Source organism: Bacillus sp. ISL-77, assembly GCF_018613105.1.
The window spans coordinates 69,209-96,023 of record NZ_JAGGQY010000013.1 but is presented as its reverse complement, the minus strand read 5'-3'; the positions used below and the strand labels follow the sequence as shown (position 1 = coordinate 96,023).

21 protein-coding genes and 1 pseudogene are annotated in these 26,815 nt (G+C 38.2%); 18 read left to right on the top strand and 4 right to left on the bottom strand.

Translation table 11 applies throughout. From position 1 onward, the window contains the following. Positions 1-77 precede the first annotated feature (77 nt). Together J7E77_RS05210 and splB are read left to right on the top strand one after the other, a co-directional pair. Entirely contained in the window at positions 78-326 is a 249-nt protein-coding gene (locus J7E77_RS05210; RefSeq protein WP_214712951.1) for a transcriptional regulator SplA domain-containing protein, read from the top strand. Then, on the top strand, positions 319-1,347 hold the full coding sequence (gene splB, locus J7E77_RS05205; RefSeq protein ID WP_214712950.1) for a spore photoproduct lyase: 1,029 nt from the start codon (positions 319-321) through the stop codon (positions 1,345-1,347). The genes J7E77_RS05210 and splB overlap by 8 nt, the downstream gene beginning before the upstream one ends. 42 nt (positions 1,348-1,389) lie before the next feature. Here splB and J7E77_RS05200 read toward each other — a convergent pair whose 3' ends face one another. Then, entirely contained in the window at positions 1,390-2,994 is a 1,605-nt protein-coding gene (locus tag J7E77_RS05200) for an MDR family MFS transporter (RefSeq protein WP_214712949.1), read from the bottom strand. A 120-nt stretch (positions 2,995-3,114) separates the two neighbouring features. Next, entirely contained in the window at positions 3,115-3,975 is an 861-nt protein-coding gene (locus tag J7E77_RS05195; protein ID WP_214712948.1) for a TetR/AcrR family transcriptional regulator, read from the bottom strand. A 153-nt stretch (positions 3,976-4,128) separates the two neighbouring features. Between J7E77_RS05195 and J7E77_RS05190 the strand changes: the two genes are divergently transcribed. From J7E77_RS05190 to J7E77_RS05125, 14 genes and pseudogenes are all read left to right on the top strand, one after another. Further along, entirely contained in the window at positions 4,129-7,293 is a 3,165-nt protein-coding gene (locus tag J7E77_RS05190) for an efflux RND transporter permease subunit (protein WP_214712947.1), read from the top strand. A 267-nt stretch (positions 7,294-7,560) separates the two neighbouring features. Then, complete coding sequence (gene ltaS / locus J7E77_RS05185; protein WP_214712946.1) at positions 7,561-9,513, top strand: lipoteichoic acid synthase; 1,953 nt, start codon at positions 7,561-7,563, stop codon at positions 9,511-9,513. Between the two features lie 142 nt (positions 9,514-9,655). Further along, positions 9,656-11,677: a YhgE/Pip domain-containing protein gene (locus J7E77_RS05180; RefSeq protein ID WP_214731463.1), complete on the top strand. Its 2,022-nt coding sequence runs from the start codon at positions 9,656-9,658 to the stop codon at positions 11,675-11,677. 73 nt (positions 11,678-11,750) lie between these two features. Continuing rightward, the gene (locus tag J7E77_RS05175) at positions 11,751-13,286 is read left to right on the top strand and encodes a spore germination protein (protein ID WP_214712944.1); all 1,536 of its coding nucleotides are present in this window, start codon (positions 11,751-11,753) and stop codon (positions 13,284-13,286) included. Further along, positions 13,279-14,541 (top strand): Ger(x)C family spore germination protein, encoded by a 1,263-nt coding sequence (locus J7E77_RS05170; protein ID WP_214712942.1) that lies wholly within the window; start codon positions 13,279-13,281, stop codon positions 14,539-14,541. Before J7E77_RS05175 ends, J7E77_RS05170 begins: the two co-directional genes overlap by 8 nt. Before the next feature lie 9 nt (positions 14,542-14,550). Next, on the top strand, positions 14,551-14,760 hold the full coding sequence (locus tag J7E77_RS05165) for a hypothetical protein (RefSeq protein ID WP_214712941.1): 210 nt from the start codon (positions 14,551-14,553) through the stop codon (positions 14,758-14,760). A gap of 21 nt (positions 14,761-14,781) precedes the next feature. Then, the gene (locus J7E77_RS05160; protein ID WP_214712939.1) at positions 14,782-15,873 is read left to right on the top strand and encodes a GerAB/ArcD/ProY family transporter; all 1,092 of its coding nucleotides are present in this window, start codon (positions 14,782-14,784) and stop codon (positions 15,871-15,873) included. A gap of 188 nt (positions 15,874-16,061) precedes the next feature. After that, a complete protein-coding gene (locus J7E77_RS05155; protein ID WP_285289242.1) occupies positions 16,062-16,217 on the top strand; it encodes a YezD family protein in 156 nt (51 codons plus the stop codon). Between the two features lie 79 nt (positions 16,218-16,296). Then, a complete protein-coding gene (locus tag J7E77_RS05150) occupies positions 16,297-17,013 on the top strand; it encodes a phosphoadenylyl-sulfate reductase (protein WP_088086780.1) in 717 nt (238 codons plus the stop codon). Between the two features lie 8 nt (positions 17,014-17,021). Beyond that, a complete protein-coding gene (locus tag J7E77_RS05145; RefSeq protein WP_308160419.1) occupies positions 17,022-18,119 on the top strand; it encodes a sulfate permease in 1,098 nt (365 codons plus the stop codon). 5 nt (positions 18,120-18,124) lie between these two features. Then, positions 18,125-19,273, top strand: a complete 1,149-nt coding sequence (sat, locus tag J7E77_RS05140) for a sulfate adenylyltransferase (protein WP_214712931.1) — start codon at positions 18,125-18,127, stop codon at positions 19,271-19,273. Between the two features lie 16 nt (positions 19,274-19,289). Next, positions 19,290-19,889, top strand: a complete 600-nt coding sequence (cysC, locus tag J7E77_RS05135) for an adenylyl-sulfate kinase (protein WP_214712929.1) — start codon at positions 19,290-19,292, stop codon at positions 19,887-19,889. A 28-nt stretch (positions 19,890-19,917) separates the two neighbouring features. Next, positions 19,918-20,643 (top strand): sirohydrochlorin chelatase, encoded by a 726-nt coding sequence (locus J7E77_RS05130; protein ID WP_214712927.1) that lies wholly within the window; start codon positions 19,918-19,920, stop codon positions 20,641-20,643. Positions 20,644-20,775: 132 nt separating this feature from the next. Next, positions 20,776-21,660, top strand: a pseudogene (locus J7E77_RS05125) (YitT family protein). A gap of 48 nt (positions 21,661-21,708) precedes the next feature. Here the strand turns inward: J7E77_RS05125 and J7E77_RS05120 are convergent. Continuing rightward, on the bottom strand, positions 21,709-22,923 hold the full coding sequence (locus J7E77_RS05120) for an MFS transporter (protein WP_214712994.1): 1,215 nt from the start codon (positions 22,921-22,923) through the stop codon (positions 21,709-21,711). Between the two features lie 228 nt (positions 22,924-23,151). Between J7E77_RS05120 and J7E77_RS05115 the strand changes: the two genes are divergently transcribed. After that, entirely contained in the window at positions 23,152-23,577 is a 426-nt protein-coding gene (locus J7E77_RS05115) for a MarR family winged helix-turn-helix transcriptional regulator (RefSeq protein ID WP_214712925.1), read from the top strand. A 261-nt stretch (positions 23,578-23,838) separates the two neighbouring features. Further along, positions 23,839-25,257, top strand: a complete 1,419-nt coding sequence (gene aspA, locus J7E77_RS05110) for an aspartate ammonia-lyase (RefSeq protein WP_214712923.1) — start codon at positions 23,839-23,841, stop codon at positions 25,255-25,257. A gap of 87 nt (positions 25,258-25,344) precedes the next feature. Here aspA and J7E77_RS05105 read toward each other — a convergent pair whose 3' ends face one another. Next, a complete protein-coding gene (locus J7E77_RS05105) occupies positions 25,345-26,511 on the bottom strand; it encodes a polysaccharide deacetylase family protein (RefSeq protein WP_214712916.1) in 1,167 nt (388 codons plus the stop codon). Between the last annotated feature and the right edge of the window lie 304 nt (positions 26,512-26,815).

The following is a 26,815-nucleotide window of genomic DNA, read 5'->3' as shown; positions in this document are numbered from 1 at the left end:
ATTTCGTTCCACTTAAAAATCTCCTCTGGAGAATAATATCAATAGAAAACCGAGATATGAAAGGATTAGGTGGAAAAATGGAATCATACCAACCAGGACAAATCGTCCATATAATTATTCGGAACCCGCATGCACAGGATGTAGCCAATATCCAAGAAGCCGCAGTTGTGCAGAATCCTGAGAACCCTGATCAACTAGCACTTTTTGTCTACGAAACCTATTACCCCTTAACAGATGAAATTGCTGTCTATTCGTCGGCAAATGAGGCGGAATCTGCTTATCAGGAGGCGTTTGGAATGGCAGAGATGGGGGATTATTATGGTTAAGCCTTTTGTTCCTCAACTCGTTTACGTTGAACCAAGTGCACTGGAATATCCACTTGGGAAAGCGTTAATTGCCAAATTTGAACATATGGGCATTGAAATAAGAGAAACTACCTCACACAATCAAATTAGAAACTTACCTGGAGATAATGATTTTCAAAAATACCGAACTGCAAAATCCACGTTGGTAATTGGGGTAAGGAAGACCTTAAAGTTTGATACATCTAAACCATCTGCAGAATACGCCATCCCATTTGTAACTGGGTGTATGGGGCATTGCCATTATTGCTATTTACAAACGACAATGGGCAGTAAACCTTATATTCGTACCTATGTCAATCTTGAAGATATTTTTGAGGCTGCAGAGAATTACATGATAGAACGTGCACCTGAACCAACCAGGTTTGAAGCCTCCTGTACTTCCGATATCGTAGGCGTTGACCATTTGACCCATACATTAAAAAAAGCGATAGAATTTTTTGGACAGTCTGAATATGGCAAGCTCCGCTTTGTAACTAAATTTGCTCATGTAGACCATTTACTTGACGCTAAACATAATGGAAGAACCCGCTTTCGTTTTAGTATAAATGACGATTATATAATCAAGAATTTTGAACCAGGTACTTCAAGGTTACCTGATAGAATAGAAGCAGCTACAAAGGTGGCTGGAGCTGGGTTTCCATTAGGATTTATTATTGCTCCTATTTATTTGCATGAAGGATGGAAAGAAGGATATAAGGAAATGTTAGAAAAGCTGGAAGCACAATTACCGGAATCAGCAAAAAAAGATTTAACCTTTGAAATGATTCAACACCGTTTTACGAAACCAGCAAAACGTGTCATTCAGAAAAATTACCCGATGACAAAACTTGAACTCGATGAGTCAAAAAGGAAATGGAAATGGGGACGCTACGGGATCGGTAAATTTGTGTATACGAATGATGAGCAAGAAGATATTAAAGACACTCTTGGCAAGTATATTAACACCTATTTTCCCAAAGCAAAAATTGAATATTTCACATAGAAAAAGAGGGATTCAGCAGAATCCCTCTTCATTAATCGACTACTATGATTCAGTTGCATCCCGACCAAATGATGCGACTTGTTGATCACCACTATCCTTAAGTTCCTTATCTCTTTTAATACGACCCTTGCCAACTGCAAGAGCGACCAAAATACCGACTGATATAAAGATGAGTCCCGTTAAGAAAACCGTAGAAAAGGATTCTGACCATGCAATTTGAATGCCGTATATCACGCTTTTCTGAATTTCTTCAGGCATTTTTAATAGACTCGGATTAAGCAACAAACTAAATAGTGAATCAGTTTTCTCTGAAAGAGTTTGTAATGTTTGGTGAGCAATTGGGTTTTCAGCATCATTAGCCGCAGTAACCATTTTTCCTTTAAGTGTATGATTCATGATTGAATTTAGAACGGTTATCCCGATGGTTCCACCTATAGAACGAAAGAAGGTGGAGGCTGCCGTAACCGTTCCAAGCTGTGACTTTGGAAATTCATTTTGGATGGCAATCATTAATGTGGGCATTACTAAGCCCATACCTAAGCCAAGAACCACCATATATGCATAAGCAGTAAATTCGTTTGAATCGATGCCCATTGTACTCATTAAAAAGAATCCTAAGGCACCAAGAAGCATGCCTGAAGTTAATACTGTGCGGAAACTAAATCTTAATAACAACTGACCGCCAACAACACTTGCAGCAATCATAGCAATCATCATTGGAGTCATTGTAGATCCAGCCTGGGTTGGTGAAACGCCAAGAATACCCTGCATATACATAGGTACAAACATAATCGCACCAAACATTCCAAGTCCCAGTAAAAATCCTAATGCATTCATAGTTGCAAAAATTCGATTTTTAAAGAAGGAAAGGTCCAGTATAGGTTCAGCAGCTTTTCGCTCAATAAATCCAAAGACTATAAGCAGTAAAATTGAACCACCGAAAATAAGGAAAGATGTGGCAGAAGCCCATTCAAATTTATCACCGCCGAATGTTAAACCCAGTAATAATAATACGATCGCAGGAATTAAGGTGATTATCCCTAAATAATCGATATTAACTTTGTCTTTTTTCTCAATCGATTCGTGCTTTAATCCCATAAAGATTAAAATAGCGGAAAGTAGTCCAAAGGGAACATTAATTAGGAAAATCCAGTGCCAACTAATGTTATCGACAATAACTCCGCCTAAGAAAGGACCGATGACTGAACTTAACCCAAACAGCCCACCAAAAATCCCTTGCCATTTAGCCCGTTGTTCAGCTGTAAAGATGTCCCCAATGATTGTCTGAGAAAGGGGCATAATCATCCCACCGCCGATCCCCTGAAGACCTCTATAGATGACTAGTTGTTCCATAGATGTTGCAGTGGCACAAAGACCTGAACCAATAATAAAGATAATGGTTCCAAGTAAATAGAGGAATCTTCTACCATAAAGGTCAGATAGTTTTCCAACTATCGGAACCACTGTTGTTGAAGTAATCATATAGGCTGTTGTAACCCACGCAAATATGGTAAAGCCATTTAACTCTGAGATGATTGTAGGCATTGCTGTTCCTACGATTGTTTGCTCTAGTGCACTGAAAAACATACCGATAATTAAACCGGTTATGACTAATTTTGTATTTATTCTTTTCTCTTCTATCGCCATAATTATTTCTCCTACCTAGATGTTATAAAAAGACTAATGACTATGTCGTCATAAAATATACACTATAACTGGTCAGTCAGTCAATTATTTTTGTAGAAAGGATATTTGATAAGATATCCTCTATAGTTCAAAGCCATAAATAGCAGTAATTTCCTTATTATATTTTTCAAGTTTTGAAATCCCTTTAAAATTTGAAAGCATCCCTTTAATTACTGGAACACGGGGGCTCTGTTTGTTTATTTCCTCTTCCAGTACCTCTAATGAGATTTCTAATGTTTCTTTATTTTCCATTTGATCAATCTCAGTTCTCATTGCTTGGATAATATTATTTACATTGGTAGGTTCAAAAATTTGCTTCGAGTTTTTTATTATTTTCCCCATCTTTTCCTCGGTTAAGAAGGGTTCTTCGCATGTAATGTCTTTTATGATACTATCCAACCTTTTCATTAAAAAGTGGGATAGTTTTTCAATCTCAAACTCTACTGGTTCGAGTATTAATAATCCAATATACGATTGAAACAATCCTTCTAGAATCAGGGCTAAATCAATTGAAAAAGGCTCAATGTTTTGACCATAAATAGCAATTATTCCTTTGCGATATAATAAATGAGATTCAAACCGCTTTTTGAAGAAAAGTTTCTTGATTTCTTCATTCCTTGGGATTGCTTGTTCTTTGGAGAGCATAATCATAAATTCTTTATGACCAATAAAGGTTCTGAAAATAGCAGAGATTTGCTTAATGAATTTTTCTCTGGGGGATAAATCTTGGTTGTCAAAAACCAACCTACTTGATTCTATTGTCTCAAATATATAATCCAGAATTGCGAGTAATAAATCATCTTTGGACTTAAAATGTAAATAGAAAGCTCCTTTAGAAATATTACTTTCAGTAGCAATTTCTTGTATAGACGTCGAGGAAAAACCTTTTTGAGCAAAAAGCTTCATCCCTGATTTTATAATAACTTTCTCCTTTTCTGTCAAAATAAACCCTCCATTAATTGATGTTCCTATGCCATAATGAATATTTCTTGACTTATGACCGGTTGGTCAGTATGATTAAATCTGTTATGACCGTATAGTCAATCCTATTCGAATCAGACCAAAATGTCAACAAGGTATAAGAAGGAGCGAAATATGAAGAAAATCATTCAGTTTTCATTGAAGAACAAATTTGCCATATGGCTGTTAACTATTATTATAACAATTGCAGGATTGTATTCTGGGATGAACATGAAACTAGAAACCATTCCAAATATCAGTACACCGCTTGTTACAGTCATGGCTATTTACCCTGGTGCAACACCCGAACAGGTAGCAGTGAGTGTTACAGAACCAATTGAAAAAAGAGTTGAGAATTTGGATGGAGTTTCCGTTGTAAGCTCCTCTTCATTTCAAAATGCATCATCGATTCAAATTGAATATGATTTTGATAAAGACATGGAAAAGGCTCAAAACGAAGTGAAGGAAGCATTAAGCAATCTTGAACTTCCTGACGGAGTGGAGGAACCCAAAGTTTCACGGATGAGTTTCTCAAGCTTTCCAGTCATGTCCTTAAGTATTACAAATTCAGACCAATCATTGACAGAATTAACAAAAACAGCTGAAGAGGAGATCATTCCAGAGCTAGAGGGTGTTGAAGGAGTATCAACCGTTCAAATATCAGGGCAGCAAGTTGACGAAGTTCAATTGAAATTTGATGAAACTAAATTAAAGAAATATGGGTTAACCGAAGAAACAATCAAGAATTTAATTAAAGCTACAGACGTTAAGTTTCCATTAGGTTTATATACATTTAAAGATACGCAAAAGTCAGTTGTCATCAATGGTAATGTGACATCGATCGATGACCTAAAAGCAATAAAAATTCCCGTAGTCCCATCTACAGGTGCATCACAGCAAGGAATGACGGGTGGTCAACAAAGTCAGGTACAACAAGGTATGACAAGCGGCCAAGTTAGCCAAGGAAATCAAACAGCACAGGTTCCAGCATCGATTCCTACTGTAGACCTTAAAGATCTGGCAACAATTGAAGTAGTAGGGAAAGCCGAATCTATTTCCAGGACAAATGGTGAGGAATCAATCGGTGTGCAAATTACAAGTGCACAAGATGCAAATACAGTAGATGTTGTAAACGCAGTAAAAGAAAAACTAAGTGGTTTTGAAGCTAAGATTGATGGGTTAAAAGTAACGACGATTTTTGATCAAGGGAAACCTATCGAAGAATCAGTTGCAACAATGCTAAATAAAGCGATATTTGGTGCAATCTTTGCCATGATTATCATATTGCTTTTCTTAAGAAATTTTCGAACAACAATTATTTCAGTCATTTCTATTCCTTTATCGATATTAATAGCTATTTTACTTCTTAAACAAATGGATATTACGCTAAATATGATGACACTCGGTGCAATGACAGTTGCGATCGGTCGAGTTATTGATGATTCAATTGTTGTCATCGAAAATATATTTAGACGAATGTCTCTTAAGAATGAAACACTTAGTGGTAAGGAATTAATTGTGGCGGCCACTAGAGAAATGTTTATGCCGATCTTTTCTTCAACGATTGTAACAATTGCTGTATTCCTGCCATTAGGATTAGTAAAAGGTCCAGTTGGGGAGATGTTCTTACCATTTGCATTGACAATCGTCTTCGCATTAATGGCTTCTCTTTTAGTAGCCATTACAATTGTACCAATGATGGCTCATTCTTTATTTAAAAAAGGGATATCATTAAAACAAGTGCATGTTGAAAATAAACCTGGTAAATTAGCTTCTAATTATAAAAAGGTTCTTAATTGGTCGTTAAACCATAAAATTATTACCTTTGGGTTAGCTATCTTACTGTTAGTTGGCAGCTTGTTCCTTGTACCGGTCATTGGGGTAAGTTTCCTTCCTTCTGATGAACAGAAAATGGTTGTTGCCACATACAAACCGGCACCAGGCCAAACATTGGATGAAGTTGAGCGGATTGCAACAGAAGCAGAAGAATTTTTTGAGGAAAGAACAGGAGTAAAAACCATTCAGTTTTCTGTTGGCGGAGAAAATCCAATGAATCCAGGGCAAAGTAATTCTGCCATGTTTTTTGTTGAATATGACAAAGATACTAAAAACTTTTCACATGAAACCGAAAAGGTTATCAATGACCTAAAGAAACGAAAAGATAAAGGTGAATGGGCAAGCCAAGATTTCTCTGGCATGGGATCATCGAATGCTCTAACGTTTAACGTCTATGGTGACAATATGGATGAAATTGAACCAGTCGTGAACAATATATCGAAGATTTTTAAGAGAAACGAATCCCTTAGAAATGTGAAAACGAGTATCTCGGATACGTATGAAGAATACACATTAGTTCCTAATCAGGAAAAGTTAAGTCAATTAGGTCTTACTGTAGCACAGGTTGGAATGGGCCTAGCTGGAAATGGCCAACGTCAAGTATTAACAACAATTGAAAATAACGGCAAAGAAATGAATGTCTATCTAGAGGTTGAGAAAGATGAATATGAAGATATTAATGAATTGACAGATAAAACGCTTCAATCCCCTATGGGTATGACAGTTCCGATTAAGGATGTCGTCGACGTAAAAGTGGGAAACACTTCTGACACGATTACAAGGCGTGATGGTCGTATTTATGCAAGTGTAAGTGCAGAAATTACCACTAAAGATGTATCAAAAGTTTCGACGGCAGTTCAAAAGAAAGTAGATACGTTAAAAATGCCATCGACCGTGGATATATCTGTCGGCGGGGTATCAGAAGATATTGCTGAATCCTTTACACAGTTAGGCTTAGCAATGCTTGCAGCGATTGCAATTGTTTATCTAGTTCTCGTTATTACATTTGGTGGAGGTTTAGCACCACTAGCGATTCTATTCTCGTTGCCATTTACCATTATCGGCGGGTTATTAGGATTATTGATCGCTGGCGAAACCTTAAGTGTTTCAGCAATGATTGGCGCCTTGATGTTAATTGGGATTGTTGTAACGAATGCAATCGTATTAATTGATCGTGTCATTCATAAAGAAAATGATGGATTATCGACACGAGAAGCCCTTCTTGAGGCAGCAGGGACACGTGTTCGCCCAATTCTTATGACAGCAATTGCGACAATTGGTGCGCTTATACCACTAGCAATCGGTATGGAAGGAAGTGGACTAATTTCGAAGGGATTAGGTGTCACAGTCATCGGGGGGCTGACAAGTTCTACGTTGCTTACATTAGTAATTGTGCCAATTGTCTATGAAACACTAATGAAAATGAAGAGAAAAGAAAAGAAGCCGGTAGAGAAAGTATTATAAGTAAAATAAAATCAATAGAAGCTGATTCTTCGTTATTTTTTACTGAAGTATCAGCTTCTTTTGTTTTTTATCGAGTCCTTGACATTTTAAAAAAATGGAGTATAGTAATATTCTTGTGTTGCCTAATTTAATTATTTCTAAAATATTCATGGATTGTTCATATTTAAATGCTAATATAGATGATAGACTATTGGGAACAGTATCCACCCATTATATTTAAAATAATGACTAAAATTATATAATAATAGACTACAAGGCAGGTGCTATATGAATAACTTATTGCAAAGAGGTCAAAGTATTTTTAATAAATATGTTGGCTTTTTCTTTTTGACTGTATTTTTCCTATGGATGAAGACATATATCGTTCAATTAACGCAATTTGACTTAGGGATAGAAAATTCTCTTCAGAAGTTTCTATTATTTATAAATCCGCTCGGATCTTCTTTACTTTTCTTAGGCTTTTCTTTCTTTTTAAAAGGTAGAAAAAAGTATATTGGGCTGATTGTCATCGATTTTCTTTTATCGTTTCTATTATATGCGAATATTCTATTTTACCGATTTTTTAATGATTTTATCACCTTACCGACTCTAACGCAGACACAAAACTTTGGCGATGTAAGTGGAAGTGTGACGACTCTATTAAAACCTTATGATTTTTTATTCTTCATTGATATCATTATTTTGGCTGCCTTACTTGTTTTACGGTTTGTGAAAATTGAGGCCAATGACATGAATCGCGGAAAAGTGGCTGCCTTATTTTCAATGGCGCTTGCTATTTCTAGTGCAAACCTAGCTTTAGCTGAAACAGACCGCCCTCAATTATTAACCAGAGGATTTGACCGTAATTATATTGTGAAGTATTTAGGTATGTACAATTACACCATTTATGATGCAGTTCAAAGTACCAAAGCATCAGCACAAAGGGTTATGGCAAGCAGTGATGATATTACAGAAGTCATTAACTATACAAAATCTAATTACGCAGAGCCAAATCCAGCTTACTTTGGTGCTGGAAAAGGAATGAATGTAATCTATTTACATCTAGAATCAATGCAAAACTTCCTTATTAATTACAAGTTGAATGGGGAAGAAGTAACACCATTTTTAAATTCATTAACGAAAGATCAAAATACGCTTTACTTTGATAATTTCTTCCATCAAACAGGTCAAGGTAAAACATCTGATGCTGAATTCATGTTAGAAAATTCATTATATGGATTATCCCAAGGTTCAGCATATACGACAAAAGGTTTAAACACATATGAAGCTGCTCCAGCTATTTTAGGTCAGCAAGGCTACACGTCAGCGGTGTTCCACGGAAATTCAGGAAGCTTTTGGAATCGTAATGAGATTTATAAATCGTTTGGGTTTAACAAGTTCTTTGATTCAAATTACTATCAAATAGATTCTAAAGATCTAGCTGAATATGGGCTGATGGATAAGCCTTTCTATGAGCAATCCATTCCACTACTGGAATCCTTACCACAGCCATTTTATACAAAATTTATTACCGTATCGAATCATTATCCATATCCAATTAATGAGGAAGACGCAACGATTGCACCAGGGACAACCGGTGATAAATCTGTCGATGGATACTTTCAAACCGCACGATATGCGGACGAGGGATTGAAGCAATTCTTTGACTACCTGAAAAAATCAGGATTATATGATCATTCGATTATTGTCATGTACGGTGATCATTATGGAATTTCAGAAAATCATAATAAAGCAATGGAACAGGTGATGGGAAAAGAAATTACTCCTTTCGAAAATGCTGGCTTACAACGAGTGCCATTATTTATTCGTGTACCAGGAATGGAAGGTGGAGTAAACCACGAGTACGGTGGTCAAATCGATCTTCTTCCAACACTTCTTCATTTGCTTGGCACGGACACAAAAGAATATGTCCAATTTGGAACCGACATATTATCTAAACAGCATGATGATGTAGTTCCTTTCAGAAATGGCGACTTTGTAAGTTCAACAATCACCTCTATTGATGGTAAATTCTATGATTCCAAAACGGGAATGAAATTAGATAAAGCTAAAACCGAAGAAGCTAAGAAAGATCAGAAAATCGTCGAATATAAATTAAAGCTATCAGATAAAGTTGTAAATGGAGATTTATTACGTTTCTACAAACCTGAAACGTTTATTCCTGTCGACCGTTCAAAATATAACTATAATCCCACGACTGATGTGGAACCCAATAAGTAAGTAAAACAAAGAGGGCTGCCTAAGTAAATTTTCTTAGGCAGCCCTCTTTGTGCATTTCGTTTCTATTTCCTGAATCTTTTCTTGTAGATAGTAGGAAGATAAGATCATGGACTACTAGTGAAAGGTGGGGGAAATAGTGAGGATGATTTTTCATATTTACCAAACAGATTGGAGAAATATATTTAGAGTTCCAATTGTAGTTTTGTTAATTGGAGCACTAATGATCCTGCCTTCTGCCTATGCATGGGTTAATATCAAATCGATGTGGGACCCTTACGGCAATACATCGGGGATTCGGGTGGCTGTTAGCAACGAGGATGAAGGAGCGGAAATTCGTGGGAAGAAATTTAATGTTGGAAATGATACTGTAAAAAGCCTAAAAAAGAATCACCAGCTTGGTTGGGTTTTTGTGAATCGAAGCGATGCACAGAGTGGCGTAGAGAAAGGGCATTACTATGCATATCTTATTATCCCAAAGGATTTTTCAAAGAAACTTACGAGTATTTTAGAAGTGAACCCCCAAAAACCAAACATAGAGTTCGCTGTTAACGAAAAAATCAATGCCGTGGCGCCGAAAATTGCAAACTCAGGGGCATCGAGTGTTACGGCGCAAATTAGTCAGGCGTTTATTAAAACGGTGGGGAATGAATTATTCTCTGTATTTTATAGAGCAGGTATTGAGCTTGAGCAAGCATTGCCTTCCATTCATAATGTTGAGAAACAAATCTTTGAATTGGAAAAAGCATTACCGCAGATTGAGGAAATGGGAAAAAAGGCGATAGAACTGGAGGAGAGGCTGCCCGAAATACAAGCAAAGGGACAGAAAATTATTGAGCTTGAACAAAGAATACCCGAAATCCAGCAGGCCGGCACCAGTATCTTAAAGGTTGAAGCTAGTTTGCCACTTATAAAGGATGCCGGGGACAAAGTGATCGTATTACAGGGGAAACTTACTGATATGCAGCGTACCACCGATATCATTTTAGAAGTAGTCTCGAATTTAAATGAGATAGAAACGAAACTTAATCAAGCAATCGATAGCGTAAAGGATACAAAACAGGTGGATACTACAGCAAATCAAGACCAATTAGACCAATTGTACGAGGAGTTAGTAAAAATCCATAATAGCATCCATGAAACTCGGACTGGCATTCAACAGAAAGTAGACGAAGTAACCCAAGATATAAATTCAGCAGCCTTATTTTTTAAAAATGATTTGCCCAGGGTTGAACAGAAACTACATAAGGCGGCTGATTTTGTGCGGAATGATTTGCCAAAAGTGGAGGAAGACATTCGAAGAGCAAGGAACCTTGTTCAAACAAGGCTTCCCGAACTTGTAAAAGTCGTTCATAAAGCAGCGGACATAGCTCGAAATGACTTACCAGGATTTGAAACTAAAATTAGAAGTGCGGCCGATAAAATCCGTAAGTTTGAAGGCAGTGTAAATATAAATGATTTAATCCAATTTCTTAAACATGATCCTCAAAAGGAAAGTAACTTTTTATCAAGTCCAATCCTATTGAAAACGAAAAGGTTATTTCCTATCCCGAATTATGGATCGGCGATGACCCCTTTTTATACGATGCTGGCCCTATGGGTCGGAGCCACTCTCCTGATTGCTTCCTTAAAAGTAGATGTCGATGACCCTGAGAATAAATACAAAAGCTACCAAATCTATTTAGGGAGGCTGCTAACATTTCTGACGATCGGCATCTTCCAAGCAGCCATTGTAGCCCTTGGTGATTTGTTTTTAATTCACACGTATGCTGTGGACAAACTTTGGTTTGTACTTTTATGCATATTTATCAGTATCGTGTTTGTTACGATTACGTATTCCTTATGTTCGGTGTTCGGAAATATTGGAAAAGGTTTAGCAATCCTTTTCTTAGTCCTGCAAATATCTAGTTCGGGAGCTACGTTTCCGGTTAGTTTGACCTCTACCTTTTTTCAAAAGTTAAACCCCTTTATGCCGTTTACGTATGCGGTAAGCATGCTCCGTGAAACGGTCGGTGGAATGATCAAAGAGGTGGTTATTAAAGATATCCTTTCTTTAATTGTCTTTGTATTCATTAGTTTTCTTGTAGCATTGATATTAAAAAAACCTTTAAGCAAACGGATTAACCAAACAGCAGAAAAAGCGAGGACAACAAAGATTATTCCTTAGTCCAATTAATTGCTGTGTAGGTTGTATATTTTTAAAACTAAGTAAAACACTAGTAGTTATGGAGGTGGAGTTTGTGGTAAGTGGTCAGCCAAATTTAAGTGAGTACGGACTTCTATCTTCCTCGCTAAATGAAAACATTGCTTCTCTTAAGAGTTTGTTCGAATCCTGTGAGGATATGGAATATAAACACATGGACATTTCAAATGTTGAAGGATGTTTAATCTACCATCCAGGAATGGTCGACCTTCATTTGTTAACCGAAATCGAAAGTCATGTCGTAACCATCAATGAACATCACACCGTTAGAACAAAACAAACCACTCAAAATGTCATAAGAAAGAATTTTTTATCTATTAATGTTAAGCATTCAAATAGTTTAAGTACAATTGTTGAACAGTTGTTATTAGGGAATACTATTTTATTGATTGATAATGAAGACCAGGCATATATGCTGCAAACGGCTAAATACACAGGCAGAGCCATAACGGAGGCTGTTACTGAACGAACTGTTCGCGGGCCGCGTGAGGGTTTTATCGAGGATTTAGACACAAACCTAGCGCTTGTCCGTAAACGGATCCGAACTCCACAATTAAAAGTAAAATTTCTAACCCTGGGTCGACAAACCAATACAAAAATAGGCATTTTATATATGGCCGGAATTGCTAGTGAGGAAATTGTCCAAGAAATAAAAGATCGGCTTTCCAAAATAGACATTGATGGAATATTAGAGAGTCAATATATTGAGTCTCTAATCCAAGATTCAAAGCGGTCTCCGTTTCCAACCATTTACAATACTGATCGTCCAGATAAAGTATGTGGGAGCTTACTAGATGGTAAGGTCGCCATTATCATTGATGGGTCTCCCTTTGTCTTGACAGCACCTGCCCTTTTTGTGGAATTCCTCCACACCAGTCAGGATTATTACGATAGTTCACTAGCTGCAACAATGGTTCGTTGGGTCCGATTTTTGGGGCTTTTTGTAACCTTAATCCTTCCTGCTTTTTATGTAGCATTGACCACCTTTCATCCCGATTTATTACAAACAACCCTTCTATTGAGAATTGCCGGGAGCCGTGAAGGTCTTCCATATCCCGTCTTAATTGAAGCGATCTTTATGGTCATGACTTACGAACTGATTCGGGAAGCTGGCTTGCGAATGCCTAAAACGTTTGGGAGTCCAATAATAATCACGCTTGCTTTAGTTATCATTGGCCAAGCGGCCGTGCAGGCTGGAATTATTGGGCCAGTTTTAAGCATTGTTGTTTCGATCACAGCGTTAACATCGTTTATTATGCCAAACTATGCGTTTCACCAAATAATTAGAATGTTAGGCATTCCCTTGCTTATTTTGGCTGGTTTTTTTGGATTCATGGGTATCCTTATTGGTCTGATGTTCGGCTTAACCCATGTTATCAGTCTGCGTTCTTTCGGTGTTCCCTATTTTTCGCCAGTATCACCTGCATTCTATCAGGGCTGGAAGGATGTCTTTATTCGGGCTCCTTGGTGGGGAATGAAGTCGCGTATTCCAGGTATGAATATCAACAATTTCCACCGAAGTGGAGAGGCTTCTTCATCATCAGTTGGCAGTAAGGAGAAAAAGGATGAGTAATATCAGTAAGTTTAGATGTTTAATAATCATTGTTATTAATTCTTTTTTGCTTATTTCTTTAACAGGCTGCTGGAGCTCACATGAGGCAGAAGAAAATGCAGTCATCGATATCATGGGAATAGATATCAATGAAAAAGGAGAATATGAAATCACTGCATCCATTGTAAAGACTTACCAAATATTTTCGCTAACATCAAAAAATAATTCGGATGGAAAAGGCGAGAATTCTTTTATTATTTCTACAACCGGTAAAAGCATTGTCCAAGCTATTTCAAGTTTAGCAAGGACAATACCGAAGAGACTATATTTTGGACACATGAATGTACTTGTTTTGGGAAACACTTTTGCTTCTAAGGAAAACTTGGAGCAAAGTTTAGATTATTTTAAAAGAGAAAATGATTTTCGTCCGAATTTGCAACTTTATGTAACAAAAGGGAAGGCAAAGGATATTATTACCACAAAACCAGAGTTAAAGCCAACACTTGGTTTGGAAATAAGAGGCATGTTTGCGACGAATCGGTATGCCACATCTTCAATGGTCAAAGACCTTAGTAAATTTTCAGAGGGTTTAAGCAGTGTTTCAATGGAACCTTATACAGGGGTACTATCTAACTCAATTGCGAATGATAAATTAGCTCAAACAGGAAAAGTTGAACCCATTGGACAAGAAAGTAGTAAAAGTCTGATTCCTCAGGAAAGTAGAGAGGCTTCACTAAGTTTAAACGAAACAGCTGTGTTTAAAAATGGGAAATTAGTTGGATACTTGAATAAAGAGGAGACGAATGGCTTATTGTGGCTTAAAGGAGACCTAGTTAAAGATGTGATCATTGCTCCTTGTGGAGATGGGTCAAGTGAAGGGAACACAAGTCTCACCATAAGAAAGGTAAACACTTCTATTTCACCCGAAAAGAATGATTCGAAGATTGCTTTTCATGTTGATATTCATGCTGACGGTGAAATCAGTGAGATAACCTGTTCAACCCCTTCTATTTCAAGTAATTATTTAGCTAACCTAAATCGCCAGGTTGAAGGAATTGTAAGAAAAGAAATAGATGATTTGTTTAGAAAGATTAAATATGACTGGAATACAGATATCATTGGCTTTGGTGACCAATTTAAACGGAAATATCCTGAAGATTGGAGGGGAATGGCTTCGTCATGGAAAAAGGATGGTTTTAAAGATACAGACATCGATATAAACATAGATTTTTCAATAACAAGATTCGGCTTAGAAAAAGGAACTACATCAGAATAGAGGGAAAAAATGAAAACGTTATTCTTCTTACTATTTATCATACTAGTAGGTATCACAACAGTTTTTCATCTATATACTTCCTGGAAAAAGAAAGAGAAAAAAGTGATGTTTATTCAAATGGGTATCCTGGGATTAGCAATTGTTTTAGGTGGTGTGTTGATATACGAATTCCAGCTTCCATCCTTATCAAAATTATTTAATACAATAAGCCCGTTTTAGTATGATTGGAGGGAAATTCCTATGATTGAAAAGGGAAGAATTAGTAATATTCAGGCTTCTATGTTAGCGATCACTTCTTTGACGATCATCGGGCATTTAATTATTTTGACGGTCGTGATGGCACATAGTAAGCAAGATGGGTGGATTGCAGGAATATTCGGAAGTGCACTGGGGCTCATTGGAATAGTCTCGTTGGTTAAGCTTTCTCAGCGATTTCCAGGCTTAACTTTAATTGAAATTCTTTTTCAGCATTTCTCTTGGATTGGGAAAATACTGGGACTCCTATATTTGTTTTATTTTTTTATCATGGCATGTTTGGCAACAAGACTATATGCCGAGTCCTATAAAAGAATTATGATGGAAACACCAATGTGGGCTTTTATTACGTTGATTCTTCTATTAACTATCTATATCGTTCATAAAGGTCTTGAAACATTAGGAAGATTGAACCAGGTGATGCTTCCGGTTTTAATCATTTTCGCCTTGGCTGTTGTAGTCTTAACGATGAACGAAAAAAAGGATTATACCAACCTCCTGCCTTTTTTAGGTAACGGGTTATACCCCGTTTCTTTGGGCTCGCTCACCGTAATGGGGTGGTTTGGTGAATTTGCAATAATGGGAATGGTTTTACCGTATGTTCAAAATCCAAAAAAACTAATGAAAACAGGGATTTATAGCGCACTTTTAACATTGATCTTCTTTTTAGGGCCTATCACAGGGCCTATAGCCCTATTTGGGCCAGAAGAAGCCGCGAAAATGGCTTTTCCTACTTTTTCGGAAGTAAGGTATATTGAAGCAGGCGATGTAATCAATCGCTTTGATGCCATTGCGATTCTCTTTTGGACGGTTGGATTAATGATACGTATTTCTTTATTCTTCTATGGGCTGTGCCTTGGGACCGCACAAATATTTAAAACTGATACATACAAACCTTTTATCATTCCATTCGGATGGTTAATCGGTGTCGGTGCCGTAATTTTCGCCAAGAACTATTCCGAAATAAATGAATTTCTGTTTCAGTCATATGTCCCCTTAAATATTCTTATGGGAGCGGTTCTACCATTTCTTTTCCTATTCATTACAATGATGTTGAAAAAGAAAAAAACAGTATAAGAACTGGTTTTTAGTTCCCTTGAATAGGACTAGGCAGACATTAAAATTAATGTCAGCCTCTTTTCTATTTTGGAACACTATAGGATTTTTTAAATATTATAATAAATTATATTGACAATTCCTATGCGTATGGTAGGATTAATCTTAATTTAACAATTCAATGAAGTTTTGAAAGGGAGGCGAATCAACTGGAAGGTTCAGAATGGCAAGAAGTAAAGGAACATATTGAACGTATGCTGGACACATTAAAATATGGATCTATTACACTAGTAGTTCAGGATGGAAAAATAGTACAAATTGAGAAAAATGAAAAGGTTCGTCTTCAATCAAATAAAATTCGCTGACTAGAAAAACTTGAGGCGGTCTACACCTTATTGGGGTGGGAGACAGCCTTTGTATTATGACAAAGGGGGTCCATAGAGGATGACAAAAGCAGTGACTTATAATAATTGGAGTGAAATCTCGGAAAACTTCTCTATTCAGGATGAGACAAAGGGTGCCAGGTCTGTTTTAGAGTGGGCATATAGCAATTATCCTGAAGGGAAAATTATCTATGCATCCAGTTTTGGTGCTGAAGCAATTGTATTAATCGATTTGATTTATCAGGTAAAAAAAGATGCTCAGATTGTTTTTTTAGATACAGGGCTCCACTTTCCTGAAACGTATGAAGTGATTGATAAGATTGAAGCTCGTTTTCCAGAGTTACAAATCGAGCGAAAAACCCCTGATTTGAGTTTAGACCAACAAGCAGCAGAATATGGCTCGGCATTATGGAAACGTGATCCAAACCAATGCTGCCAAATCAGAAAGGTCATCCCTCTGCGCGAGGCATTGACTCCAAAAGATGCATGGATTTCAGGTCTTAGGAGAGAACAGTCGCCAACAAGGAAGGATACGCAATTCGTTAATAAAGATGATAAATTTAAAAATATAAAAATCTGTCCATTAATTCATTGGACGTGGGATGAGGTTTGGTCGTACATCAGGGAAAGAGACCTCCCTTATAACCAATTGCATGATCAAAACTATCCAAGTATTGGCTGTTTCCCATGTACACAGGCCGTCGGAACAAATGGTGATTCCCGAGATGGGCGTTGGACGGGCAGCAGTAAAACGGAGTGCGGTTTGCACTCTAAGTAAAGGAGGTAATTCCTACGCTTACCATAATTGCGGTTTCAATAGGATTATTTTTTGCAGTAAATATTGGTGCTAGTGGTGCCGCAGCGTCGATGGGTATATCCTATGGAGCCGGTGTAATAGCAAAAAGAAAGGCATTGGCTCTTTGTGCTATTGCAGTTTTCCTAGGTGCTTGGCTAGGTGGAGAGGAAGTCGTAAAGACTATTGGGAGCGGGATTGTCCCTAGCAGTACTTTTACGACGGCGATTGCCTTGATTGTGCTTGCCTCAGCAGCATTATCATTATTCCTTGCCAACATTTTTGGGATTCCTCTTTCGACCAGCGAAGTGGCAGTAGGATCAGTTATTGGAGCTGGTGTAGTATATCAATCGGTTTTTGTAGGCAAAGTTTTGTGGATAGCAATGTTTTGGCTGCTTACTCCTTTTGCTGCATTTGTTATTGCCATTTTGGCTGCATCACTGTTGAGGCGACCATTCATTAAAACATGGATGGAGAAGTCAAAAGCTGGTCCTATATTAGCAATCATTGTTGTACTTATGGGCTTGTTTGAAGCCTTCTCCGCTGGAATGAATAATGTAGCAAATGCAGTTGGACCACTTGTTGCCGCAGGATTAATGCATAAGGGAGATGCGGTCATCTGGGGCGGTCTAGCCGTTGCACTCGGTGCATTCTTTCTCGGAAACCGGGTGCTTGAAACCAATGGGAAAAAAATAACGACTCTCAGGATAGAAGAAGGTTGTGTAATTTCTGGTACTGGTGCAAGTATTGTTACTGCTGCCTCTCTTTTTGGAATTCCGGTCCCATTAACGCAAATTACCACTTCCTCCATAATCGGAATTGGCTATGCTAAATATGGGAAGGCAGTCCTAAAAAAGGATATCGTGGTCCAACTGCTAACTGTTTGGATTGTTTCTCCTGTTTTATCGATGGTGCTTTCATACACCATTATTCAATTGGTGATTGAACAGAATTTCTATCCAATTATTGCAATGATAGGTGTTCTAATCTCCGTTTTTGGTGTGATGTTCCTAATGAAGAAAACACCTTCGAAGGTAGTAGTCCCAAATACAAAAGTAGCGAATAAATTAAAATTTGTAGAGAAAGGTTGATCAAAATGTCATACTTACCAAAACCTCATGGAGGAAAACTTATTCAAGCGTTCGACCCCAATTACGATCTAACCACTATCGAAAAGGAAATTGAAATTGATACGATTGCATTAAGTGACTTAGAATTAATTGGTATCGGATTATTCAGTCCTTTAAAGGGCTTTCTTGGACAAAAGGACTATGAATCTGTCGTGAGCAATATGCGTTTAGCAGACAATACCATCTGGTCTATCCCTGTAACATTACCCGTATCTTACGGTGTTGCTGAAACACTTGTGGAAGGAGAAGAGTACAAACTTTCATTTAACAAGGAAGTCTATGGTGTTATTAGGGTTTCAGAATGGTATGAACCTGATTTAGACAAAGAAGCACTTGAAGTATATAAAACAGAAGAACTTGCCCACCCTGGTGTGAAACGTCTTTACGAAAGAGGACCTGTTTACGTGGCTGGGGAAGTTGTACTCGTAAAAAAAGCCGAAAAAGGAGTATTCGGTGATGTGTGGTTTGAACCGAAGGAAACACGGGCCATTTTTGAAGAAAAGGGCTGGAAGACTGTTGTAGGTTTCCAAACAAGAAATCCTATTCATCGTGCACATGAGTACATTCAAAAAGCTGCCCTTGAAACGGTCGATGGCTTGTTCGTCAACCCGCTTGTAGGTGAAACAAAGTCAGATGATGTCCCTGCGGATGTCCGTTTGAAAAGTTACCGTGTTTTACTTGAGAATTATTATCCTAGCGAACGAGTTCAACTTGGTGTGTATCCAGCAGCTATGCGATATGCAGGACCAAGGGAAGCCATTTTCCATGCACTTGCCCGTAAAAACTTTGGCTGCACCCATTTTATTGTTGGTCGTGACCACGCAGGAGTTGGAAACTATTACGGAACTTACGATGCCCAGCATATTTTCAGTAATTTTACAGAAGAAGAACTTGGTATCAAGCCTTTGTTCTTTGAACATAGCTTCTACTGCAATAAATGCGAAGGAATGGCTTCTGATAAAACTTGTCCGCATAGTAAGGAAGACAGAGTGATTCTTTCTGGAACAAAGGTGAGAGAGATGCTACGAGCAGGAGTACTTCCACCGTCTACCTTTAGCCGCAAAGAAGTTGTTGAAGTGTTAATCGAGGGAATGAAAGAAAAAGCAACAGTGTAAGGAGGAAAATAAATCAATGTCTAAACCAACGAATATTACTTGGCATGAAACATCTATTTCCAAAAAAATTCGGCGTGAAAAAAATGGTCACGGAAGCTGTGTACTCTGGTTTACTGGACTCTCAGGATCGGGAAAATCAACTATCGCAAATGCTGTATCGAACGAATTGTTCCGTCAGGGGATCAATGAATATGTCCTCGATGGTGATAATATTCGCCACGGTTTAAACAAGGATCTTGGTTTTTCCGATTATGACCGAACTGAAAATATCCGAAGAATTGGCGAAGTTGCCAAGTTGTTTGTCGACAGCGGCAAAGTGGTGACCACCGCCTTTATTTCACCATTTCGCTCTGATCGTGAGCAAGTGCGGGCTTTATTTGAAGACGGTGAATTTATTGAAGTTTTTGTCCAATGTCCAATCGAGGAATGTGAACGTCGCGATCCCAAGCAACTCTATGCGAAAGCGCGTCGTGGCGAAATTAAAGATTTCACGGGAATCGATTCACCTTATGAAGCGCCAGAACAACCGGAAATCACCCTCCGTTCTGATCAGGTAACCGTTGAAGAGGCAGTGGAACAAGTCTTTGCTTATTTAAGAGAGAAAAAAGTTATCTAAATAATGAATTAATAAAGGGGCAGCGAGAATGAAAGGGATTCTTTACATTGGCCACGGCACACGCTCAAAAGAAGGAGCAGCGGAAGCGAATTCCTTCATACATAGAGTAATGGAACGAATTGATGTTGCTATTCAGGAAATGAGCTTTCTTGAGTTGACCGAACCAAGTATTGAGGAAGGCTTTCGGCGCTGTGTGATTAGGGGAGCGACTGAAATTACAGTCATTCCCCTGTTTTTGTTGGCAGCAGGTCACATTAAAGAAGATATTCCTCGTGCACTTACTTCTCTTCAGAAGCGGTTTCCGAAAATCGAAGTGAAAATAAGGAATCCTTTTGGTGTCCAGGGGAGGATTCTCGATGGAATTGCTGAACTCGTTAGGAATACGGTCGTAGATTTATCTTCGGAGGATTCCATTTTAATTGTTGGAAGAGGAAGCAGTGACCTGAGCATTCACACTGCCTTCGCACAGATATCTGAAGGGATTCAGGAACGCCTCAGAACGAAACTTGTTTCTGTTTGTTATTTGGCTGCTGCTGAGCCCAAGTTCCCAGTAGGTCTTGAGGCTATTTCCGAAAAATCAACTGGAAAAATAATCGTTGTTCCTTATTTATTATTTTCCGGTCTACTTTTAAAGGAAGTCGATCAAAAGGTCAGTATGAGACATAATCTAGGTCAGCAAATTATCCACACAGGTTCGCTTAGCAAACATCGAGTCATTGAGGATATCATCATTGAGCGGGTTGCAGAATGTTAAAAATACTCTGATTATTGTAAATGCACATTAGCTAATAGTCCAATGGATTATTAGCTATTTCTTTGGAATCAAATTATATAAATAAAGCAGGGGATAATAAAATGGTAAAATCTAACGAAAAGATGTGATTATGTGACAGAACTTATGAATGAAAAAATTCAACACCGCAAGTTACCACTTCGAAAAGTTATTCTTCGAACTATCGCTATTACAATCGGAGCCATTCTTATGGCTACCGGGTTAGAAATTTTTCTAGTTCCTAACCATGTTATTGATGGCGGCATTACAGGTATTTCAATTATGCTTGCCCATATAATTGGATGGAAATTAGGGATCTTCATCTTCATATTAAACTTGCCTTTTGTTTATATGTGATATAAACAGTTGGGGAAAACCTTTGCATTTTCTACTGTTTATGGAATAATCGTTTTATCTATTTTTGTATCATTTTTCCACCCGATTCCAGCTTTTACTGATGATATTCTCCTTGCTACTGTTTTTGGAGGGATGATTCTGGGTATGGGTGTAGGAATCGTCATCCGAAATGGCGGAGCGTTAGACGGGACAGAAATATTGGCACTTGTAATCACCAAAAAGGTCCCATTTTCAGTTGGCCAGATTATCATGTTTATCAATATCTTTATCTTAGGAGCAGCCGGTTTTGTATTTAGTTGGGACCGGGCGATGTACTCTCTGTTAGCCTATGTTATTGCATCTAAAGCGATAGATGCTGTTGTTGCAGGATTAGAAGAGTCCAAATCTGTTTGGATTATTAGTGATGAAGCAGAAGAAATTGGAAATGCCATCAATGCCAGACTGGGAAGAGGGGTAACTTACATTAAGGGTCAAGGTGCTTTTACTGGAGATAGCAAGAAGGTCATTTTCAGTATTATCACGAGGTTGGAAGAATCTAAATTAACCACAATTGTAGAGGATATTGATCCGACAGCCTTTTTGGCTATAGCAGACATTTCAGAAGTCCGCGGAGGCCGATTTAAGAAAAAGGATATTCACTAACAATAAATAAAAGGATCTGCAAATGAATCACAAATCCTTCAACTAGTATTAGTGGCCTAAACCAATATCATCTACATGCTTCACATGTTTATTATTAACCCAGATAAAAAGGACCGAAACGATGACAAACCCTGCTCCAACAAGAAATGGAACACTTGGATTATAAATTTCGGCAAGTTTTCCGGCAGTAAAGGGAGCAATCGCGCCTCCAATAAAACGGAGGAAGCTATAAGCAGCAGAGGCCGTTGATCGTTCAACGGGGGCAGCATTCATCACGGCTGTAGTGATGAGTGTATTATTATTTCCTAATAACGCACCTGCTAGGATAACAGCGGCGATGATCACCCACTGGGTTGAAGTCCATATACCCATTGCGACCAAAAGAAGTGCAAACAAGATTAACATCATACACATCGATTTTATCGTTCCGAACCATATAGAAAGCTTTGGAGCCATAAAAACGGAGGTGACAGCCAGTAAAATTCCCCAGCCAAGGAATACGAAGCCTAATCCGTGTTCATCTAAGCCCATCACGAATGGTGCATATGCCAGCAAGGTGAAGAAGCCAAAATTGTAAAGGGCAGCTGCAATCCCAAAAACTAAAAGTGAACGATGCTTTAAAGCGCGAAATGGATCTAATAATGAAGTGCGAGCTTTTACCGCATTTTGAGCAGTTGCTTTTGGCATTAGGATGAAAAGGCCAATAAAGGCAATAACCATCAATGTGGCGACCCCAAGAAACGGGCCTCGCCATGACATAGCGCCAAGCCAACCGCCAAGTAGCGGGCCAACTGAAATCCCTAGTCCGATTGCTGCTTCATATAAGATGATTGCTTTTGCCGTTCCGCTATTTGAGAGGGATACGATTGCAGATAAAGCCGTTGCAACAAATAGTGCATTTCCAAGGCCCCAGCCGCCTCGAAGCCCAACGAGTGTCCAAATGCCATTTGAAACTCCGCCAAGAGCCGAAAATACCGCAATAATCACGATTCCAGAAAGTAATGTCCATTTGATGCCAAGCCTTGTTGAGATTACCCCAGTAATAAGCATGGCAATTGCCATAACGGCATTATAGCTAGTGAATAGTAAGGTTACTTCAGTTTGTGTGGCATTTAATTGTTCGGCGATTGCCGGTAAAATAGGATCAACAAGACCCAATCCCATGAACGCGATTATACTTGCAAAAAATACAGCCCAAACTGCTTTTGGCTGGGTAAGTAAACCAATCTTTTTACCGATTGCCTCCGATTTGTGTGGTTGCATTGTTATTTTAGATTCTGGTCTTGGTGACATCTAATTTCCCCCTGTTTTTTGTTTCCATCCTTTTGAATTAGTTGTATGATGAAAGTATATAATTGTATTATACAATCAATTTCCACTGCGTCAATAGTGTTTTTGCAATGAATGTAAGGTTGTGATTACTTATCATAGAGTACATATGTTATCATATTTGTTATATGGAAATAAGGTTGACAGTGAGGTAGGAAAGAAATGGATGAACATTCATTAGAAATGATCGAACTTGAACTAGCAATTCTGATTCGCCGAACTACTTCAATTTCAAACAATAAAAAATTCGGGAATCTTGATAGATCTGCCTATTTAATCCTTCGCCGCATCAAATCGAAGGGGGCAGTAGGGGTTAAAGTTTTAGCGGAGGAATTCAAGTTAGATATATCTACAGTCAGTAGACAGGCAGCAGCTTTAGAGCATAAAGGTTATTTGTATAGAATTCCCGATCCATTGGATGGGAGAGCTTACACTCTTCAGTTAACTGAACAAGGTACAAATGAATTATTCGATTATAAACAGGCACGTTTAAAGCGAATTACCGAACTACTAGAGGATTGGTCTGATGACGAACGCAAATTATTCGGGATACTTTTGGAAAAATTCAATCAGTCCTTCAATTCATAAATTTTATAAGAAAAAAAGAGTAAAATTCTAATTTATAGAAAAAAGAGGTAATCCAAAAAGTTGTGATAGACAACTTTCTGGATAAACCTCTTTTTTATCAGGACTTTAACGGTGATAAAAGCTCTATAAATCTCTCGAAAGGTAGTTCGCACTATATCTCTAAAAAGAGAGACATGAGTTGATTAAACTGGTATTATCTTTGTGTAATAAAAATTTTTCTAAATCGACTGTTTTTTTATAAAGGGTGGGAGACAGATAATCATGGACACTAAAAGAATTGAACAAGACTTCTTAGGAAAAAAAGAAATACCAACAGATGCTTACTATGGTATTCAAACACTTAGGGCAGTTGAAAATTTTCCAATTACAGGTTATCGAATTCATGAAGATTTAATAATAGCGCTTGCGATGGTTAAAAAAGCGGCTGCAATTGCCAATATGAATACGAAGAGGCTGTATAGTGGACTTGGCAACGTTATTAGCCAAGCTGCTGATGAAATGATTGAAGGTAAATGGAACAATCAGTTTATCGTTGACCCGATCCAAGGTGGAGCAGGGACATCAATGAATATGAACGCTAATGAAGTGATTGCCAACCGTGCACTAGAATTACTTGGTCATGAAAAAGGTGCTTATATGCATTTAAGTCCCAATACACATGTGAATATGTCGCAATCAACGAATGATGTATTTCCTACAGCTATTCATATAGCAACACTCAGATTACTTGAAAAATTGCTAGAGACTATGCAGGATATGCTTAAGGTCTTTAAGGATAAAGCTAAGCAATTTGAAAACGTTATTAAAATGGGTCGGACCCATCTTCAGGATGCAGTTCCGATTCGATTAGGTCAGGAATTTGAGGCTTACTCTCGAGTGCTTGAACGGGATATTAAACGGGTCCATCTTTCACGGGGGAATTTATATGAAGTGAACATGGGAGCAACAGCAGTTGGAACAGGGTTAAATGCAGACCCAAAATATATACTAGATGTGGTCAAACAGCTTACAGAAATCAGTGGATTACCGTTGGTCAATGCAGAACATTTGGTTGATGCTACGCAAAATACGGATGCTTATACCGAAGTTTCAGCAGCATTAAAGGTGTGTATGATGAACATGTCTAAAATCGCTAATGACCTTCGGTTAATGGCATCAGGTCCTCGTGCGGGCCTTGCTGAGATTTCCCTTCCAGCCCGTCAGCCAGGATCTTCGATAATGCCTGGAAAAGTAAACCCTGTTATGCCGGAACTGATTAATCAAATCGCCTTTCAGGTGATTGGAAACGATCATACCATTTGTCTAGCTTCAGAAGCAGGCCAGCTTGAATTGAACGTCATGGAACCTGTATTAGTCTTTAACCTACTTCAATCTATTAGTATTATGAACAACGGATTCCGATCGTTTACGGATCATTGTCTTGTAGGGATTGAGGCTAATGAGGCTCGCTTAAAAGAGAATGTTGAAAAAAGCGTAGGAATTATTACAGCGGTTAATCCACACCTTGGCTATGAAGTGGCAGCGAGAATCGCTAGAGAAGCAACTATAACTGGCAAGTCTGTTCGTGAATTATGCCTGAAATATGATGTCCTAAGCGAAGAAGAATTAGATCTTATTTTGAATATATATGAAATGACCAAACCTGGAATCGCAGGTGCTGCTCTTTTAGAAAAAGATTAAAGTTCTTTTTACAAAAATATTATTCTTTTAAATAAGGAGTGCCTGACACCGGAACATTTGCGAATGGAGTGTCAGGCACCATTTTTTTTACTGTAATAAGTCGCTCAATGGAACCAGTTGGTACCCTTGGGCTTTTAGCCATGGAATTACTTGATTAACAGCTTCCGGTGTGTTTATTCCACCGATATGCATGAGGATGATGTCACCGTTGCTTGCTCCAGTTTTAATACGGGAGATGATTACCCCAGTAGCCGGCTGCTGCCAGTCTATCGTATCAAGTGACCACTGGATGCTGTACGGGTACCCAGCTTCGCCTGCTGTTTTAAGAGCGGATGAATTATATGATCCGAATGGAAAGCGAAAATACGGTTGGGGTGATTTTCCCGTTGCATACTTGATTGCTTCTTCAGCTTTGATGATATCCTTTTTAAATGCACTAGCTGTCGTTTTTACTGCGTCCGGATGGGAATAAGAATGGTTACCTATATCATGTCCTTCATCGGCAATTCTTTTGGCGAGGTTTGGATATTTCACAACCCATTTACCGGTAAGGAAGAAGGTGGCTTTGACATTATGCTTTTTCAACACATCGAGTATCCCAATGCCCACTGCATCACTACCCGCATCAAAGGTTAATGCGATTTTTTTCTGCTGGAGGCTGCCGTTTGAAATAATCACAGATGAAGCTGTTGTAGGTGGGGGATCCTGCTTTGGTGGATCTGCAGGTTGTGCCGGCTCTACATTCTTCCCATAAAGCTTCAATATTTGACCTACATAGATGTCATCGGAGGGGAGTCGGTTCCATTGCTTAATTTTTTCTACAGTCACATTTGCTTGTTCGGCGATGGAGAATAAGGTATCGCCTTTAACGACCTTGTAGTCAACGGTTTCGTTATCACCCACAATAATTTTTTTGGGAGTAGTGGGGTTAGGTTGATTAGGTTCTTCTTTTGCAGGTTCTTCGGATGGAGGGTTTTCAATGTCGGGTGGATTTTCATTTCCTGAATCGGTTCCATTATTTTGTCCGGGACCTGAAGGTATCTCTGTTTTAGGAGAATCAACTGTTTCTCCACTCCTAAGGGCAGGCAGGTTCCTGTCGTGAAAAAACAACAGGAAAACAACGCATAGCAAACAGATTGTTGCAAGAGTATAATAAATTCTTTTTCCTCTTGTTCGATGGGCATGAGAAATTACTCCTAAAACAAGAGATACTGAAAATAAAAGAATGCTAACAAGTATTAAGATTTCTGTCATGGTAATTCCCCCTTTATTTTCGTTCTGGCGTGGGTGCAGAAATCGTTTAGTACAAGGAATAATTTGGTGCTGAAGACAAAGAGGGGACTAAAGTGGTATTGATATATAATTGATTTCTGCTTTAATTATACCATATGAGGAAATGGGCTTAGTTGCCACGCACCTATAAAAAAAGCCTACGATTTATACAAACTTCATTTTGTTTATTATTTTTATATTATAATTTCCAACTTTTTTGCAGGAAATTGTAATTAAAAATGGAATAGAATAGGAGAGTCATATGAAACAAAATTCAATGGGTATC

Excerpts from the sequence above, each read along its gene's own strand:
- J7E77_RS05210 (WP_214712951.1), top strand. The coding sequence starts at position 78 with ATGGAATCATACCAACCAGGACAAATCGTCCATATAATTATTCGGAAC.
- splB (WP_214712950.1), top strand. The coding sequence starts at position 319 with ATGGTTAAGCCTTTTGTTCCTCAACTCGTTTACGTTGAACCAAGTGCA.
- J7E77_RS05200 (WP_214712949.1), bottom strand. The coding sequence starts at position 2,994 with ATGGCGATAGAAGAGAAAAGAATAAATACAAAATTAGTCATAACCGGT.
- J7E77_RS05190 (WP_214712947.1), top strand. The coding sequence starts at position 4,129 with ATGAAGAAAATCATTCAGTTTTCATTGAAGAACAAATTTGCCATATGG.
- ltaS (WP_214712946.1), top strand. The coding sequence starts at position 7,561 with ATGAATAACTTATTGCAAAGAGGTCAAAGTATTTTTAATAAATATGTT.
- J7E77_RS05180 (WP_214731463.1), top strand. The coding sequence starts at position 9,656 with ATGATTTTTCATATTTACCAAACAGATTGGAGAAATATATTTAGAGTT.
- J7E77_RS05170 (WP_214712942.1), top strand. The coding sequence starts at position 13,279 with ATGAGTAATATCAGTAAGTTTAGATGTTTAATAATCATTGTTATTAAT.
- J7E77_RS05165 (WP_214712941.1), top strand. The coding sequence starts at position 14,551 with ATGAAAACGTTATTCTTCTTACTATTTATCATACTAGTAGGTATCACA.
- J7E77_RS05160 (WP_214712939.1), top strand. The coding sequence starts at position 14,782 with ATGATTGAAAAGGGAAGAATTAGTAATATTCAGGCTTCTATGTTAGCG.
- J7E77_RS05150 (WP_088086780.1), top strand. The coding sequence starts at position 16,297 with ATGACAAAAGCAGTGACTTATAATAATTGGAGTGAAATCTCGGAAAAC.
- sat (WP_214712931.1), top strand. The coding sequence starts at position 18,125 with ATGTCATACTTACCAAAACCTCATGGAGGAAAACTTATTCAAGCGTTC.
- cysC (WP_214712929.1), top strand. The coding sequence starts at position 19,290 with ATGTCTAAACCAACGAATATTACTTGGCATGAAACATCTATTTCCAAA.
- J7E77_RS05130 (WP_214712927.1), top strand. The coding sequence starts at position 19,918 with ATGAAAGGGATTCTTTACATTGGCCACGGCACACGCTCAAAAGAAGGA.
- J7E77_RS05120 (WP_214712994.1), bottom strand. The coding sequence starts at position 22,923 with ATGCAACCACACAAATCGGAGGCAATCGGTAAAAAGATTGGTTTACTT.
- J7E77_RS05115 (WP_214712925.1), top strand. The coding sequence starts at position 23,152 with ATGGATGAACATTCATTAGAAATGATCGAACTTGAACTAGCAATTCTG.
- aspA (WP_214712923.1), top strand. The coding sequence starts at position 23,839 with ATGGACACTAAAAGAATTGAACAAGACTTCTTAGGAAAAAAAGAAATA.
- J7E77_RS05105 (WP_214712916.1), bottom strand. The coding sequence starts at position 26,511 with ATGACAGAAATCTTAATACTTGTTAGCATTCTTTTATTTTCAGTATCT.